Below are 16,187 nucleotides of genomic sequence, written 5' to 3'. Positions count from 1 at the left end.
GGTTGGCTGAAAAGAGCGGTGAAACACGTATCCTGAACTGATTTTGTTGCCCTGCTTTGCAACGATGCCGGTTCCGGCCATGTCATTTCAGTCGGTTTTTTGCGGCTTAATGCACATACAGAGTAATCCTGCCAGCACCAACATGACGCCGACCATCGCGCCTGTATGAAAAGGCTCAGCGAACAGCGGCAGACTGATTGCCATCAACCAGACCAGTACATAGCTGATGCTCAGCAACGGATAGGCCCGGCTGAGCGGCAGATGGCGCAGTGCCAGGAACCAGCTCACCATCGAACAGGCGTAAGCAGTCAGTCCGCCACACAGAATCAGCAGCGGCAGCCAGTTCACGGGATGCTGGATCAACACGGCCTGCAAACTGGGCAACTGAAGCATCGCCCAGCGCAGCATTAACTGAGCGAGTGTCACCAGCAAAACGCTGCATAAGGCCAGCAAATAACCCTTCATGCGTAGCTCCCTATCAGGGCGACGCCTGCGACAATCAGTACCGTGCCAGCCCATTGCAGAGGCGACATTTTTTCACGCCAGATAAACCGTGCGGCCAGGGCAACCAGAATAAAGTTAATACTCAGCATCGGGTAGGCCAGGCTTACCGGCAAACGCTGCAGCACCAGCAACCAGGCCACCATCCCCAGCGCTAACATGATAAGACTGGCCAGCAGCCAGCCAGCCAGGTTAGCCCTGTTTGTTTGCCGTGCCGCCTGTTTCTGACAGAGCTGACCTGCGCAGGTGAGTAAACTGGTCAGCAGCACCAATAATAAACTCACGATCAGTTAGCCGCATTGTATTGCAGTAACAGCATCCGGCCGTTGCGATAGACCGCATCCGCTGGCGGTAAATCTGTGGGTGTCGCTTCACCGCGTTCCAGCATCATGATCAACGAGACATTGCCCTGCTTACGGTGCGCCTGAAGCCATTGCGGGAAATCCTCGCTGCTGACATAGGCAGACTGGGCATCGGGATAGCTAAGACCATACTGCAGCTCGCCCTTTTGACTGTAGGCAATGATATCGCTGCGTTTCAGCGTCCAGGCGATGGCTGACGACACGCCGGAATTATCACTTAAGATATAGCGGCTGTTCGCCAGGCTGTTTTCAATACTGCGGATGAAGACCTGGGGTTGCTTGGTATTCTCAACGCTTTCCGGAATTGCCGAACCGACACAGAGCGCCAGCGCCAAAGGGCAAAGCGCGGCGGCCAGCCAGTTGCGTTGTGGCGATTTCAGGCTGAAAGCCCCCGCGACAGCCCAGCCCGCAAACGCGATCACGGCCATAATGAGTGCAACCAGCTGATGTGCGCCATAGAGTGGACGATGGCTTAATCCCCAGGGTGCCAGCACGACCAGCAACGTAACCACACAGATCGCGCCAAACAGGATATTGATCCAGGCGTTGACTTTAAAGACGCGCGTGTTCTCACCCACTTTACGCCAGGCATAGTCAGCCATCAGCAGCGCCAGCGGCGCAAAGCAAGGCAGGATATACGTCGGCAGTTTCCCTTTCGCAATGCTGAAAAACACCAAGGGGATCACGACCCAGCTCAACAGATAAACACCACCTGAGGACTGCTGGCGTTGGGTCCAGCCTGAACGCAGTGCGCCCGGTAACAACGCCAGCCAGGGCAGCGCGCCGGCAATCAGCACTGGCAGGTAGTACCAGAAAGGTGCCTTATGCTGTGCGTTGTCTTCGGCAAAACGTTGGATATGCTCAACCCAGAAAAAGTAATGCCAGAAATCAGGTTGTTGCTGCTGAATGGCAATCGCCCAGGGTGCACTGATGGCTGCCGCACTGACAATCGCCAGTGGGCCATAAATAACCAGTTCCCGAAAACGCTGGTTCCAGATCGCCCATGGAAGGATCGCCAGTACAGGAACCGCCAGGGCAAGGAAACCTTTGGTCATAAAGCCCATGCCGCAGGCTAAGCCCAAAATCAGATAACGGAGGATACGTTGCCGCACATTTTGCGCTTCGCTGGCGAACCAGTAGCTGCACATCGCCGCAACCATCCATAACGTCAGCATCGGATCCAGCACGGCATAAGTACCAATACCGTAGACCAGAAGTGAGGTCATAAAGATAACGCTGGCCGTGAGAGCAACGGTACGGCGAGCAAACAGGCGACAACCCAGCCAGTAAATCAGGATGGCGCTCATCAGGGTTGAAAAGACCGAACCAATCCTGACGGCGAAGTTATTGTGACCAAAAATGGCCTGTCCAACAGTATTGAACCAGTAGCCGGCGATGGGTTTTTCGAAATAACGCAGACCGAAGAAGTGCGGCGTAATCCAGTTGCCGTTTTGCAGCATTTCACGGCTGATTTCGGCATAACGCGTTTCATCAGGCTGCCAGAGATTGCGGAACTCCAGAGGAAGTAAATAATAAAGAACGAAAAGTGAAACCAGTAGTACCGTCTTTTTGGTGGCAGTCATGGTGCTTACCTTGTTAAATTCTCACAACCCAACCAGCCTTCCCGGCCAGCAATGTGCCCACGAACAACCTTGCCGACAGGCAATGTATCGAGGTCGTCAGGCAAGAGGTCGCTCAGCGGGCAAAATTGTATTCCCTGCTCGCGGGCACGCTGTAACAACGTATCGAACGCATTGAGTTGACTGATACCTTCGACTTCAGCATGGATGGTATACACCGGGGTGCCCTGATCGGCGTGGATCTGTTCCAGGATGTAATCGTTGAACCGTTCAGCACTCAGCGTGGGACCGACCACTTCGTCCCAGGTGGGTAACGTCACGGGGATCTGTACCGTACCCGGCTCGCCATTTCTCAACAGTGGGCGAAAAGGCGCGGTACCGCGGCAATCGCTGTTGTACGCAAAACCAAATGTTTGCTTGGCCTGAATAACACGACCATCCGCGCGCCAGCCCGCCACGGCGGAACAGGTGACAGGTTTGCCGATAATGGCCTCCAGCGCATCCCGTCCTTTCGCAATCTGCTGAATAAGCTGTTCTTCATTCCAGACGCCTGCCCACGTTTGCCAGGCGAAGTGATCCCAGGCGTGCAGGCCAACTTCATGGTAATCGGCCGTCATGCGGATAATATCGCGCATCCCTGCCCCAATCTGTTTTCCTGGCCAGGCGGTCCCGGCTAACAGGATATCCCAGCCATAAAGCGATGCTGCGCGTGAGCGCAGCATTTTCCACAGAAAGCGCGGCTTCATCAGACGCCATAAATGGCGTCCCATGTTGTCAGGCCCGACACTGAAGAAAAAGGATGACTGGACATCGTGTTTTTTGAAGACCTCAATCAGCGCGGGCACGCCAAGTTTTGTCCCGCGCCAGGTATCGACATCGACACGTAGACCGACTTTCCTCATGCCTTATCGTCCTGAAGCTCAACGGTGCGCAGGAAGAAGTCGAGAGTGTTATCGATGGTCGTATTCATTTGCACTTCAGGTGTCCAGCCCAGCAGGCGTTTTGCATTACGGATCGAAGGCTTACGGTGCTCAACATCCTGATAGCCCTTGCCATAATAGCTGCTGCTTTCCACTTCACGGAAACCGGCAAACGGCGGGAAGCTGGCACGCAACGGGTGACGCTCAAAGCTCTCCAGCAGACGTTCTGCCAGCTCTTTGATACTCGCTTCGTTGTCTGGATTACCGATGTTAATGATCTGCCCGTCGCAGTTATTGTTTTTGTTTTCAATAATTCTGAACAGGGCTTCAACACCATCACTGATATCTGTAAAGCAGCGCTTCTGACGGCCACCATCAAACAGCTTGATAGGCGAACCTTCCACCAGGTTTAAAATCAACTGGGTAATGGCACGCGAACTTCCGATGCGCGCGGCATTGAGGTTGTCCAGGCGCGGACCCATCCAGTTAAACGGACGGAACAGGGTGAAGCGCAGCCCTTCTTTTTCACCGTAAGCCCAGATAACCCGGTCTAACAGCTGCTTGGAAACCGAGTAGATCCAGCGCTGTTTGTTAATCGGACCGACGACCAGGTTCGAGTGGTCTTCATCAAAGTTGCTGTCGGTACACATCCCATACACTTCGGACGTTGACGGGAAAATGATACGTTTGCCGTACTTCACACAGTCGCGAACAATTTTGAGGTTTTCTTCAAAATCCAGCTCAAAGACACGCAGCGGGTTGCGGGTATACTCAATCGGCGTGGCGATAGCGACCAACGGCAGAATGACGTCACATTTTTTAATGTGGTATTCGATCCACTCTGAGTGGATGCTGATATCGCCTTCAACAAACTGGAAGCGCGGATGACCAACAAAGCGGCTGATCGCGTCGGAACCAATATCCAGGCCAAACACTTCGAAGTTGTCGTCCTGCAGCAGGCGCTCGGTCAGATGGTTACCAATAAAGCCGTTAACACCCAGGATCAACACGCGGGTGCGACGCTTCACGGCGGCCACAGCCTGAGAATACAGCAGTGCGCCATTTACCATGCCCAGATGTTGCGCCAGCTGAACACCGTTCATGTAAACGCTGTTCGGGGTTTGCCCCGTCTGGATTTCCAGCGCGCCTTCACCACAAGCCACGACAAACGGATCGGCTGACAGCACGGTTCCCGGACGAGCGTTGTGCGCGGTCGTTAAAACTTTGGCTTTCCAGACCACAAACTTTGTGGTGCCGGCAAACGCAAACGCGCCCGGCCATGGATCGGTAACGGCACGGACCAGATTATTGATTTGCTTAGCAGGCAGGCTCCAGTTGATGCGACCATCTTCTGGTGTTCTGCGACCCACAACCGTGGCTTCCGCTTCGTTTTGCGGCTTGCCGACGATATTGCCCTGTTTCATCGCGGGCAAGGTGCTTTCCAGCAGCTCACTGGCACAGTCAACCAGTTTGCGGTGCAGGGTTAACGCGTTGTCTTCTTCAGCAATGGCGATGCGCTGTTGCGCGATGATTTCACCCGCATCGGCTTTTTTCACCATGCGGTGTAAGGTCACACCGGTTTCCGTTTCGCCATTCACCAGCGCCCAGTTTAATGGCGCACGACCGCGGTATTTTGGCAGCAGTGAACCGTGCAGGTTAAAAGCGCCCTGCTTCGCGCAGTTCAGAATGTCGTCACACAACAGGTTGCGGTAGTAGAAGGAGAAAATAACATCAGGTTCTGCTGATTTAATGCGATCGATCCACAGCGGATGGTTAACCTCATCCGGAGCATAAACCGGGATTGAATTTTCAGCCGCAATTCGCGCCACTGAGCCAAAAAAGTGATTTTCTGACGCCGTGTCGGCATGGGTGTAGATGGCGCTGATAGTGAAGCCTGCTTTCAACAGCGCATTAATGCCCGCACAACCCATGTCGTGATAAGCGAAGACGATAGTTTTCATTACTCGGTTTCCTGTACAGAACGGTCTTTCTGAGGATTGATAACACGTTGAATAAAATAGCGTGGACGGGCACGTACATCGTTGTAGATACGACCAATGTATTCACCCAGCAGTCCCATGCCGATAAATTGCGCGCCGATAAAGATAAACAGGACGGCAAACAACATAAAAACACCATCGCCAGCCCAGGCTGCGCCCAGAAACAGCCGCAGCAGAATCAGGATCACGGAGAACGCAAAACCTGCAATCGCAATCAGACTGCCCAGTACACTCAGCATGCGTAGTGGTGTGGTTGTGAGACAGGTGACAAGGTCGTACATCAGGTTAATCAGGCGCATAAAGCTGTACTTCGAACTGCCGTGTTCACGTTCTGCGTGAGTAACCGGAAGTTCAATCGTACGACGCGCAAAGGTGTTAGCCAGGATCGGGATAAACGTGCTGCGCTCATGGCAGTTAAGCATGGCATCGATAATGTGACGGCGATAAGCCCGCAGCATACAACCGTAATCCCCCATCGATTTACCGGTCACACGTTGGATCATCTGGTTGATGGTGCGTGATGCCTGACGACGGAACCAGCTGTCCTGACGATTCTGGCGTACCGTGCCGACAACGTCATAGCCTTCCTGAGCGGCGGCCACCAGACGGGGAATTTCTTCGGGTGGGTTTTGCAAATCGGCATCCAGCGTGATGATGAGATCGCCGCTGACATTGCTGAATCCCGCCATAATCGCGGAGTGCTGACCATAGTTACGGTTGAGCAAAACGGCGACAATATGACTGCCGGGCAGTGAGGCTGCATCGGCGATCATCGTCGCGGACGCATCCTGGCTGCCGTCGTCGACCAGCAGAATTTCATAGTCCAGGTTCAGGCTCTTACAGGCATCATCGGTACGCTGAATCAATGCCGGTAAGCTTTCCTGCTCATTGTAAACCGGGATGACTACCGATACTTTTTCAATCTTTTTATCGTCGAACATTTAAACCCCAGCCAGTCCACGTAGTGCGCTGATAACGCGTTCAACGTCATCGTCAGTCATGTCGGGAAACAACGGAATGGAACAAATACGCTCGCTGTTCCACTCAGTGGCAGGCAGCGATAAATGCGGATAATGCTCACGGTAATATTTGTGCGTATGCGCTGCACGGAAATGCAGCCCCGTGCCGATGTCCTGCTCTTTCAGCGCCTGCATCAGTGCATCACGGGTCATACCGCACGCCTGCTCATCAACGCGAATAATGAAGAGATGCCAGGCGTGCTGATGCTGCCAGGCGGGCGGAACAAGAGGCTTAAACGGCGTATCTTTAAGGGCATCGAGGTAACGTTGCGCTATCGCCGCGCGACGCTGATTGATTTCGGGGAGCTTCTCCAGCTGAACCAGCGCAATGGCCGCGCTGATATCCGGCAGATTGTATTTAAAGCCCGGCATAATCACTTCTGCCTGCGGCTGACGGCCGTGTGTTTGACGATCAAACGCGTCGACGCCCAGACCATGAAACTTCAGGCTGCGAATGCGATCGGCCAGAGCCGCGTCGTCGGTGACGACCAGGCCACCTTCTGCGCAGGTCATGTTTTTGATGGCATGGAAGGAAAAAATAGCATTTCCCTGGCCACCCACGTGTTTACCTTTGTAGTGGGTACCGGCCGCATGCGCGGCATCTTCAATGACCGGAATGCCATGGCGTTGGCCGATAGCATAGATCGCGTCCATATCCGCAGGCGCACCCGCATAATGGACAGGGATAATCGCCCTGGTTTTCGGCGTAATCGCCGCTTCGATAGCTTCAGGGGTCACCATCAGATTGTCGATATCCACATCGATCATCACCGGCGTCGCGCCAAGTAACGTGATGATATTTAACGTAGAAACCCAGGTCAGGGAAGGTGTGATGACTTCATCACCGGCTTTGATGCCCAACGCCATTAACATGACGTGCATACCGGCAGTAGCAGACGTGACGGCAATGGCGTGTTGATTGCCGGTTAACTGGCAAAATGCGCGCTCAAGTTCAGCACACTTCGGCCCGGTCGTAATCCAGCCAGACGCAAAGACCTCACGCACTGCAGACAATTCAGTCTCGCCTAAAGAAGGACGAGAAAACGGAAGAAACGCCATTAAGTAATGTCCTTAAACTGTTTTGCCTTTTTTCCAGAAGAAAGAGGATAAGTTTGAAATATGAAAACAGCCAAAATGTAATCTTATGCTCATTTTTTTCCGTTAAAATCCGCGAAAAGAGGCAAAGTACACTGACCTCTGATCGTGAAGTCAAATATTAGAAAAATATTCACTTCATAACGATGCCAAATGATACGCTCGTAACCTTAACCAAACATTAAACGCTTCATTCAATTCACAAATTGACACGATCTTTATTAGGTTTACCAGATTAATCACATTAAATAAACAGATATGTTTGACAGTTTCATGAAGAGATTACCGCACATTCTGCAAATGCTGCCAGGCGGTATCTACATTGTTGACAGATAGCATCTTCTAAGGGAAAGTCAGTGTTTTGATACACGCGTTGCACTCATAATGTGACGGTGATCACTTTTCTAACTTTTAGATTTTTTTCTTATGAACAAGGAATTACGCGTCACTACATCGTCAGTTGAACCTGCTGATTCTCGCTTCTGGAATTCGATGGTGCCGGAACTGACTGTCACTAATTTTGCCAGATCCTTTGCGTTTTATGTCGATGAACTGGGGTTTACTGTGAGAATAAGACGCATTCACCCAGACTTCGCTTATCTCTGTTATGGTGAAGCGCAATTAATGATTGAACAGCAGCATGACGCGGGCTGGCACACCGCAGAGATGCAGTATCCTTTGGGACGCGGTATTAACTTCCAGATAGAAGTCTCCAGTATTCAGCAGCTTCACACGCGCCTGGTGAAAACGGGCACGCCCTTGTTCCGACCACTTAGCGAAAACGCCTACTATACGGGTGAGAAATATGAACGCCAGCAGGCGTTACTGGTTCAGGATCCAGATGGCTACCTGCTGCGTTTTTGTCAGGTCTTAGACTGAAAAAACATTACAGCGCGACCACCTCGCTGACCTGATGGTGAAAGACATAGGGATCGGAGATCAACCCAAACTGTTCGTCATCCGCATAGGTAACTGCCACCGGGTAATCCTCGCCAGCAAACGCCTTTACTGCCGCCAGATCCCGCCAGTATGTGGCCAGAAAGAAATGCTGCCACTCTCCCTGTGCAACCTGATGAATAAAAGCGCCTGTGTTACCGGGTACCGATTCTGCATGCTGCACGCCCGTCTTCTGTAGATGCGTAAAAAATGCCTCTGCGTGCTGCTGAGGGACACAACCATGCCAGGTTCTGACAATCATCGTTTTCTCCTTTTAATGACATAATGTCATGGTAACACGCTGTTTTTATAAAAAATTAAGACTGGCAGTGAAAAATAATGTTGTCGGCTGGCACAAATCCGAATTTGTTCTACATTTAGTGGCCCGACCAGGGGAACGACATTCATCACAGCAAAAAACAAAAACGGTAAAAATTATGGAATTGAGCAAGTTTGAGGTCAGAACGGGCCTGTGGCCACACATGCATTTCACGGATATTGAATACGATCACCGTGGCGGAAGTTACGAAATTTATGCCACCGATGTGACCAATCAAACCAAGAGTAAACTGTTTATCTGTCGTACCACGGATGAACAACAGGCGAAGCAACTGGCGGAGCAATTTAAAATCTGGCTGCCCAAAGTTAACAGCAGAAAGCGTAAAGCGACGGCGAAATCCGCACTTACCGGTTACGATCGCGTCGCGTGCCATAAAGGGTAAATACGGATTCATGCTGGCCGCCCCGTAGCAGATGAAGGCTGCTGTGGGGCGGCCTTGCACAGAAGCGATAAATCACGCGACCGATCAGGTTTGCGCCAGACATTACGCGGCGGCGTTATTAAACCGGGCGGTTTTTCATCGTATCAGTCGGACAGCCTTGTATGAACGTCACCTGGCCTGCCCGTAACCACTTCCTGCCCGGCACCATGCCAGTCTTGCCTGAGCAAACCGCTCACCCTAAAAGTGACAGTGTCATGTTTTCTGCCCAGCGCTAACGCATCGGCATCGCAGACATTCCCCACAATGAGTAACCCCCGTAATGCCTTAAACGTAAACGTCTGACTCCGCCTGGCAGCCGTTTGGTAACAACCTGAAAAAACGTCTGATGTCCGTTCATTATTTCTGATCGAGCCCTTTTTCATCACCTTTTTTCATTAGGCGTATTGTTCCTCTCTCTGGCATCCTGCGCATTCCCTTCTCTTCCTCCAGCCGACATTAAACTGACCATGTCTTGCAGATTTTTTCAGGTTATTATCGTTTTGCTTAATCACATTAAATGCAGACGACACGGCTGACATGCCAATAAAGCGGTGCGGGCACATCCGGGAAATGAGGGAGAAAAAGTCAAAGTGGCCCCAATGAAGTCTAAACGTGTACTGATTATCGAAGATGATGCCGATGCAGCCGGCGTACTTGAAGCCTATCTTAAACGTGAAGGCTACACGGTGATGATTGCTGGCGATGGAATGACAGGACTTGACCACGCGCAACGCTGGCAGCCCGATCTCATCCTGCTTGATGTGATGCTGCCCGTCATGAACGGCACGGAAGTTCTGGCGGCCCTTCGACGCAGGGGAAATACACCAGTGATTATGGTGACAGCGATGGGAGATGCCCCCGACAGGATCGGCGCATTACGCTATGGTGCAGATGATTATGTGGTGAAACCCTACCATCCTGGCGAGGCCGTCGCACGTGTTCAGGCCGTTTTACGTCGCACCCAACAAAGTACCGTCCCCGACAGCACATTGTGTTGGGCGGGCCTGGAAGTCGACACTGAATCGCTGACAGCGGTAGTAAAAAATGAACAGGGCATTCAGCGGCTCGATCTGACCCCAACGGAGTTTTCGATTCTGGTGACGTTGATGCGCGCCCCAACCCGCCCGTTTAGTCGCTTATTCTTGCTTGAACACTGCCTGCCTGAAAGTGATGCGCTTGAGCGCGTGGTTGATACCCATGTTTATAACCTGCGACGCAAACTGGAAGCCGCAGGCATGTCAGATATTTTACCTGCGGTTCGCAGTGTGGGTTACAGGTTCAGACAACCATGAAACTAAAAACGCACGACTCAATGTGGCGCTGGATCTGCATCCGTATTTTGATAATCGGTCTGGGAAGCGTCATCCTTATCGCGTTTTGCATGTGGCTGCGTTTCGCGCTGCAAATGCTCTGGGTTTACTCTCGCATGCCTGCGGACGTCTGGGCGGAGTTTTCCCGCATACGGTTACACCCGGAGCAGGCACCGGCTCGCTTTCATCAGATTGTCGATCAGTGGTGGGGCGTCGGCTTTTCCGACCCGTCAATCGCCTCGGCTGACTGGCTGACGGTCGCCGTGCTGGTCGCCGTGGTGATTCCGTTCTTTATTGTAATGGGGCTGCGCTTCGCCCGACCGCTGGCGAAACAGTTTAGTCAGCTGGCGAATGCGGCACGCGATGTGGCACAGGGGAAATTCGGCACATCGGTCGGTCAGGTCGACGGCGCGCCACAGGAATTAGTGCGGTTTACGGAAGACTTTAATCTGATGACCCAGCAGTTAGCCCGTTACGAACGCGAACTTAAAGCTTCGCAGGTTGCCATTGCTCATGAACTACGATCGCCACTCACCGCAGCCATTGGCCGCTTACAAGGCATTGTCGACGGCGTATTTGCGCCGGAACCTCAGCAGTTCTCCATGATCATGAAGCAGCTGACGCAGTTGAGCCGCCTGACGGATGAACTGCACTTATTATCGTTAGCGGAAGCTGGCCAGCTTACGCTCAGCCTGAGCCGGTTTAACCTTACCGAGCTGTTACGCGAACGTACAGCGTGGCTGGCGCCTCAGGCTGAAGCCGAACAGATGGTGATTGAGGTGCAGTCACCCGGCCAACTCTCTTTCACTGGCGATGTCTCCCGGCTGGGCCAGGTGGTAACCATCTTGACGGAAAATGCACTGCGCTATGCCGTAGAGGGGAAACGGTTTTCTGTGACCGCTCATCCCTCGCCCGCCGCTGTCACACTGCAGTTTCGTGACTATGGGCCGGGCGTGGATCCTCAGTTTCTGCCTGTCATTTTCGACCGTTTCACCCGGGCAGAATCGTCGCGCGCACGGCATTCCGGCGGAAGCGGTCTCGGCATGTCTATTGCGAAGGCTATCGTAGAGGCGCACGGTGGGGAGATTTTTGCACGTTTGCCTGCGGACGGCGGACTGAAGATTACAATCGTTTTGCCTTTATCTGACGACACGCGATCAACCTGAGTGCGTGCTGGCCTGGACAGGCTTTTTTGTCTGCCTTGACCATTTCTTGATAATTCATCGAAGGTTTCTGGACATAACCCGTTTTAAATGAGCCTGTCTCATTTCAGGAATACGGTTATGACAGATTTTATTCCCGCTTTTGCCCGCCAGGCGCTGCGTCATCTGAGCTTTACGGGTTATGTGTTACCGTCACTGTTTGTCGTGGCAGGCATGCTTATCCTGTCAGGCTGTCGGGAGGAAGCGCCGCCTGCGCGTGAGGCGCCTCGTCCCGTGCGGACAGTACTGGTTCCGCCCTTCTCCAGCGGTGGATTGATGACGCAGACGGGTGAAATTCGTGCCCATGAAGAAATTTCGCTGGCTTTCAGGCTGGATGGCCGCGTCATTACCCGCACCACGGACATTGGACAGCATGTGAATGCCGGTCAGGTTCTGGCGACCTTAGACAGTAATGCCGCTCAAAACCAGCTCAGCAGTGCCACTGCCGATCTGGCGAGTGCGCGCGCCTCAGAACATGTTGCCGCACTTACGCTGCGTCGTATGCAGCAGCTGATGCCCGGTGGGGCCATTTCCCGTTCGCAGTTAGACAGTGCAAAAGGTGACTGGCAGGCGGCCGTTTCCCGGCGTCAGAGCAGTGAAGCCGCGCTTAAAAATGCCCAGGATAATCTCAACTGGACGCAGCTTACTGCTCCGCGCGCCGGTGTTATTACCGCCGTCAATGTCCAGCCGGGTCAGGTGGTAAGCGCCGCGCAGTCCGTAATGACGCTTGCTGCTGATGGCGATCGCGATGCTGTCTTTGACCTTGCTGAACCCTCGCTGGCGGAGTACGCCTCCTCCACGCCCTTCAGCATTACGTTGTTATCGAACCCTGCGATAAAGACACAGGGGCATTTTCGCGATATCAGTCCGCAGGCCGATCCACAGACCCGCACCTGGCGACTACGTATCATGCTGCCGCAACCGCCGGTCGCTATGGCGTTGGGGTCGACCGTCGTGGGGGCCTTTCCCGGTAAAGCCGAACAGGTTGTCACCCTGCCCGCCAGCGCTCTCACGCGTGCCGGCGATCGTCCCGCCGTTTTTGTGGTGAACACCCAGTCCCATCAGCTTTCACTCAGGCCGGTCACGCTGGCGCGCTTCGATGCCCAACATATCTATCTCAGTGCCGGCGTGATACCGGGTGAGCGTATAGTCACCGCAGGCGTGAAAACGCTCTTGCCGGGAGAGCGGGTACAGTCCGGGGAGGATGAAAAATGAGAAGATCGGCTGAAAGAGCCCGCTTTAATCTCTCTGCCTGGGCGTTAGCACATCAGCAACTGGTGGTGTTTTTCATGCTGTTGGTGATGACGACGGGCGTACTGAGCTATATCGATCTGCCCCGTAATGAAGATCCGGCGTTTACCATCAAAACGGCGGTCGTGTCCGCACAATGGCCCGGTGCCACGGTGGAAGATACGATGCAGTTAGTGACGGATACGCTGGAAAAAAAACTGCAGGAAACGCCGTTCCTGGATTTTATCGAGAGTGAAACCCGGGCGGGAAAGGCGGTCATCTTTGTTAACCTGCGTGATGATACGCCGCCGGATCAGGTCCCGACTATCTGGTACCAGATTCGGAAAAAAATGCAGGATATCGCCTCATCGCTTCCACAAGGCGTTCAGGGTCCCGCTGTTAATGACGAATTTGGCGACACCTATGGCACGATTTATGGCTTTACGGCCGATGGCTTCAGTCCGCGAGAACTGCGGGATAAAGTCGATGAGATCCGTCGAAGCCTGATGGATGTGCCAGACATGGGTAAAATTACCCTGCCCGGCGAACAGGAAGAACACATTGTTATCGCGTTTTCGCCACGGCAGTTAGCGGGCATGGGCCTTACGCTTCGGGAGGTAAGTGATGCTCTGGCCGCGCAAAATGCCGTTGCGCCCGCAGGTGTAATACGCACTGATAAAGAAAATATTGCACTTCATGTCAGTGGTGCATTGACCTCGGCTGATAACCTTAAGGCCATTACCTTACATATCGGCCAGCGCTTTATCCCGCTGACCAGTATTGCCACGATAACGCTTCAGCCTGCTGAACCGCCAGCGTCAACCTTCCGGGTCAACGGCGAGCCTGGCATTGGCCTGGCCATCTCCATGGCCCCGACGGGTAATATGCTGAAATTTGGTCAGGCCATTCATGCGCGCATGGAGACGATTGCCGCCCAGCTCCCGCACGGTATCACGATGGTGAAGATCGCCGATCAATCCACCGTTGTTAAAACCGCCGTCAGTGGCTTTGTGCGGGTGCTGGCGGAAGCGGTACTGATCGTTCTGGCAATCTCGTTTTTCTCGCTGGGTTTCCGTGCCGGGCTGGTGGTCGCCGCTGCGATTCCCCTCGTTCTGGCCATGACATTCGTCGGCATGACAGTGGCCGGTATTGGCCTCCAACGCATTTCGCTGGGGGCTCTCATTATTGCGCTGGGTTTACTGGTCGATGATGCCATGATCACGGTTGAAACCATGGTTTCCCGCCTTGAGGCGGGAGACAGCAAAGCGCAGGCCGCAACCTTTGCGTTTAAAACCACCGCTTTTCCTATGCTGACGGGAACGCTGGTGATGATCGCCGGTTTTATTCCGGTCGGTTTTGCGGCCTCCAGCGCCGGTGAATATTGTTACTCCCTTTTTGCAGTCGTGCTGATCTCGCTGCTGTGCTCCTGGGTCGTGGCGATTCTGTTTTCCCCGGTTATCGGCACCTGGCTGTTAACTGAGCAGGTGACAGCCCCATCACCACCTCCCGGGCTGATGGCCCGCTGCTATCGTCGTCTGCTTGATCGGGTTTTACACTACCGCTGGACAACCGTGATAAGCGCCTTGTTATTGCTGGGAATGGGGATTGCAGGCACTACATTGATGCAGGGCGAATTCTTCCCCGCGTCCGATCGTCCCGAGCTGTTAGTGAATCTTTCGCTGGCGGCAAATGCCTCTCAAAGTGAAACGACACGGCGTACCGCACAGCTGGAAACCCTGTTGCGCGCCGATCACGATGTCGATCACTTCTCCAGCTATGTCGGCGCAGGTGCCGTGCGGTTTTATTTGCCCATGGAAGTCTTGCTGGACAATGAAAATGTGGCGCAACTGGTTGTGGTGACTAAGAACCTGGAAGCGCGCGATCGCGTTCGACGCCGCCTGGAGGCGACACTGGCGCGGGATTTCAGCGATCTGACTGCCCGTGTGGCCCCTCTCGAACTGGGCCCACCCGTCGGCTGGCCATTGAAATACCGCGTCACCGGCCCTGACTACAGCAAAGTACGGGACATCGCGGAAAAACTGGCTGCTCAACTTTCGCGTTCGCCGAATACGCGTGAGGTAAATATGACGGCTGGCGAGCCCGAGCGGGAAATCAATGTTGAGGTAAACCAGACTGCTGCACGGGCCGTCGGCGTCTCCTCAGAAAGCATTGCTTCCACACTGAATACTGTCATGTCCGGCAGTACCGTGACCACGGTTCGCGATCATAACCGGCTGATAGATGTGGTTCTGCGCGGCAACGATCGGGAACGACAGGACACAGCCATCTTAGACAGCCTGATGCTCAACACAGCTTCCGGGCAAAAAATTCCGCTTGGGCAGGTCGCCACACTGAAATGGCAGCTCGACGATCCGGTGATTTGGCGACGACAGCGTTTGCCCTATATCACCGTGCAAACCGATATTGCACCTGAGCAACGGGCCGAAACGGTGTCTGATCAACTGAGACCTGGCCTGGATACTCTGCGGGCAACCTTGCCCGCAGGTTACGCCATTGAAGAAGGTGGAACCGTCGCCGAGTCGAATAAAGGTAACAGTTCAGTGTTTGCCGTTTTGCCGGTCACCCTGTGCTGCATGCTTGTGTTATTGATGCTGCAGTTGAAGCGGTTCTCCAGAATGCTGCTTGCGCTGCTGATGGCACCTTTCGGCCTGCCGGGGATTGTCCTGGCAATGTTACCGGGTGGCACGCCGATGGGGTTTGTCGCACTGCTGGGCATCATTGCGCTGGCGGGCATGATTATCCGTAACGCCGTAATCATGATCAGCGAGGTAGACAGCCATGCGCAGGCTGGCATGGCACAGGGTGACGCCATCCGCCATGCCGCACTGCACCGGGCGCGCCCCATCCTGCTCACTGCCTGCGCGGCAATCTTCGGCATGTTACCTATTTCACATCAGGTTTTCTGGGGGCCAATGGCATTCGCGATCATCGGTGGGCTGATCACCGGCACATTGGTCACGCTGACCCTGCTGCCTGCCTCACTCAGCCTGATAATGGCATGGGAAAACCGCGGCGCGCCCCGATCGCGCAAATGAGGGCGGCGAATATTGTCACTGGGTTACTGATCGCAGTGCGCAACGGAATGAGGCATACGGTCCGGGTATGGAGGGCATGAATGGCGCACAAGGCCTGCACAGTATCACTAGCGTGCATCGAAAGAGAGAAACGCGTCTCATGCGCCAAAAACAAGGCTTTTCGCCACGCAAAACGCATATCAATAAGAAAGCGCTGCGATATCGCAGCGCTCGTG

14 protein-coding genes are annotated in these 16,187 nt (G+C 53.8%); 6 read left to right on the top strand and 8 right to left on the bottom strand.

Features of this window, described 5'->3' with window-relative positions:
• Window positions 1-87: 87 nt before the first annotated feature.
• Genes arnF through arnB form a run of 7 tightly spaced genes read right to left on the bottom strand, consistent with a single transcriptional unit; the run spans window position 88 to window position 7,441 of the window.
• Complete coding sequence (gene arnF / locus C1N64_RS21500; protein WP_367144127.1) at window positions 88-465, bottom strand: 4-amino-4-deoxy-L-arabinose-phosphoundecaprenol flippase subunit ArnF; 378 nt, start codon at window positions 463-465, stop codon at window positions 88-90.
• Window positions 462-785, bottom strand: a complete 324-nt coding sequence (arnE, locus tag C1N64_RS21495; RefSeq protein WP_039339447.1) for a 4-amino-4-deoxy-L-arabinose-phosphoundecaprenol flippase subunit ArnE — start codon at window positions 783-785, stop codon at window positions 462-464. Before arnE ends, arnF begins: the two co-directional genes overlap by 4 nt.
• Window positions 786-787: 2 nt before the next feature.
• On the bottom strand, window positions 788-2,446 hold the full coding sequence (gene arnT / locus C1N64_RS21490; protein WP_058708901.1) for a lipid IV(A) 4-amino-4-deoxy-L-arabinosyltransferase: 1,659 nt from the start codon (window positions 2,444-2,446) through the stop codon (window positions 788-790).
• Window positions 2,447-2,451: 5 nt separating this feature from the next.
• Window positions 2,452-3,345 (bottom strand): 4-deoxy-4-formamido-L-arabinose-phosphoundecaprenol deformylase, encoded by an 894-nt coding sequence (gene arnD / locus C1N64_RS21485; protein WP_006121945.1) that lies wholly within the window; start codon window positions 3,343-3,345, stop codon window positions 2,452-2,454.
• The gene (gene arnA / locus C1N64_RS21480; RefSeq protein WP_006121946.1) at window positions 3,342-5,324 is read right to left on the bottom strand and encodes a bifunctional UDP-4-amino-4-deoxy-L-arabinose formyltransferase/UDP-glucuronic acid oxidase ArnA; all 1,983 of its coding nucleotides are present in this window, start codon (window positions 5,322-5,324) and stop codon (window positions 3,342-3,344) included. Before arnA ends, arnD begins: the two co-directional genes overlap by 4 nt.
• A complete protein-coding gene (gene arnC / locus C1N64_RS21475) occupies window positions 5,324-6,304 on the bottom strand; it encodes an undecaprenyl-phosphate 4-deoxy-4-formamido-L-arabinose transferase (RefSeq protein ID WP_033742463.1) in 981 nt (326 codons plus the stop codon). The genes arnA and arnC overlap by 1 nt, the downstream gene beginning before the upstream one ends.
• A complete protein-coding gene (gene arnB / locus C1N64_RS21470) occupies window positions 6,305-7,441 on the bottom strand; it encodes a UDP-4-amino-4-deoxy-L-arabinose aminotransferase (protein ID WP_006121948.1) in 1,137 nt (378 codons plus the stop codon).
• A 528-nt stretch (window positions 7,442-7,969) separates the two neighbouring features.
• Here arnB and C1N64_RS21465 point away from each other — a divergent pair.
• Window positions 7,970-8,356: a bleomycin resistance protein gene (locus C1N64_RS21465; RefSeq protein WP_394515574.1), complete on the top strand. Its 387-nt coding sequence runs from the start codon at window positions 7,970-7,972 to the stop codon at window positions 8,354-8,356.
• Between the two features lie 7 nt (window positions 8,357-8,363).
• Here the strand turns inward: C1N64_RS21465 and C1N64_RS21460 are convergent, their stop codons facing one another.
• Window positions 8,364-8,675, bottom strand: coding sequence for a hypothetical protein (locus C1N64_RS21460; RefSeq protein WP_006121950.1), 312 nt, complete (start codon window positions 8,673-8,675; stop codon window positions 8,364-8,366).
• Between the two features lie 175 nt (window positions 8,676-8,850).
• Here C1N64_RS21460 and C1N64_RS21455 point away from each other — a divergent pair, with 175 nt between their 5' ends.
• From C1N64_RS21455 to C1N64_RS21435, 5 genes are all read left to right on the top strand, one after another.
• Complete coding sequence (locus C1N64_RS21455; protein ID WP_006121951.1) at window positions 8,851-9,135, top strand: hypothetical protein; 285 nt, start codon at window positions 8,851-8,853, stop codon at window positions 9,133-9,135.
• 638 nt (window positions 9,136-9,773) lie between these two features.
• Window positions 9,774-10,466, top strand: coding sequence for a response regulator (locus C1N64_RS21450; protein WP_394515570.1), 693 nt, complete (start codon window positions 9,774-9,776; stop codon window positions 10,464-10,466).
• Entirely contained in the window at window positions 10,463-11,650 is a 1,188-nt protein-coding gene (locus C1N64_RS21445) for a sensor histidine kinase (RefSeq protein WP_367144126.1), read from the top strand. The genes C1N64_RS21450 and C1N64_RS21445 overlap by 4 nt, the downstream gene beginning before the upstream one ends.
• 117 nt (window positions 11,651-11,767) lie before the next feature.
• Window positions 11,768-12,901 (top strand): efflux RND transporter periplasmic adaptor subunit, encoded by a 1,134-nt coding sequence (locus C1N64_RS21440; RefSeq protein WP_347449360.1) that lies wholly within the window; start codon window positions 11,768-11,770, stop codon window positions 12,899-12,901.
• On the top strand, window positions 12,898-15,972 hold the full coding sequence (locus C1N64_RS21435) for an efflux RND transporter permease subunit (RefSeq protein WP_172913183.1): 3,075 nt from the start codon (window positions 12,898-12,900) through the stop codon (window positions 15,970-15,972). The genes C1N64_RS21440 and C1N64_RS21435 overlap by 4 nt, the downstream gene beginning before the upstream one ends.
• Window positions 15,973-16,187 lie beyond the last annotated feature (215 nt).

The organism is Pantoea sp. SGAir0215, from assembly GCF_043543215.1.
The sequence above is the reverse complement of the archived record's forward strand: the minus strand, read 5'-3'. Positions and strand labels throughout refer to the sequence as shown.

What these genes read in the sequence shown, in the direction of transcription:
- arnB (WP_006121948.1), bottom strand. Translation starts at nt 7,441, where the DNA reads ATGGCGTTTCTTCCGTTTTCTCGTCCTTCTTTAGGCGAGACTGAATTG.
- arnT (WP_058708901.1), bottom strand. Translation starts at nt 2,446, where the DNA reads ATGACTGCCACCAAAAAGACGGTACTACTGGTTTCACTTTTCGTTCTT.
- arnC (WP_033742463.1), bottom strand. Translation starts at nt 6,304, where the DNA reads ATGTTCGACGATAAAAAGATTGAAAAAGTATCGGTAGTCATCCCGGTT.
- C1N64_RS21460 (WP_006121950.1), bottom strand. Translation starts at nt 8,675, where the DNA reads ATGATTGTCAGAACCTGGCATGGTTGTGTCCCTCAGCAGCACGCAGAG.
- arnA (WP_006121946.1), bottom strand. Translation starts at nt 5,324, where the DNA reads ATGAAAACTATCGTCTTCGCTTATCACGACATGGGTTGTGCGGGCATT.
- C1N64_RS21465 (WP_394515574.1), top strand. Translation starts at nt 7,970, where the DNA reads ATGGTGCCGGAACTGACTGTCACTAATTTTGCCAGATCCTTTGCGTTT.
- arnD (WP_006121945.1), bottom strand. Translation starts at nt 3,345, where the DNA reads ATGAGGAAAGTCGGTCTACGTGTCGATGTCGATACCTGGCGCGGGACA.
- C1N64_RS21455 (WP_006121951.1), top strand. Translation starts at nt 8,851, where the DNA reads ATGGAATTGAGCAAGTTTGAGGTCAGAACGGGCCTGTGGCCACACATG.
- C1N64_RS21450 (WP_394515570.1), top strand. Translation starts at nt 9,774, where the DNA reads ATGAAGTCTAAACGTGTACTGATTATCGAAGATGATGCCGATGCAGCC.
- C1N64_RS21435 (WP_172913183.1), top strand. Translation starts at nt 12,898, where the DNA reads ATGAGAAGATCGGCTGAAAGAGCCCGCTTTAATCTCTCTGCCTGGGCG.
- C1N64_RS21440 (WP_347449360.1), top strand. Translation starts at nt 11,768, where the DNA reads ATGACAGATTTTATTCCCGCTTTTGCCCGCCAGGCGCTGCGTCATCTG.
- C1N64_RS21445 (WP_367144126.1), top strand. Translation starts at nt 10,463, where the DNA reads ATGAAACTAAAAACGCACGACTCAATGTGGCGCTGGATCTGCATCCGT.
- arnF (WP_367144127.1), bottom strand. Translation starts at nt 465, where the DNA reads ATGAAGGGTTATTTGCTGGCCTTATGCAGCGTTTTGCTGGTGACACTC.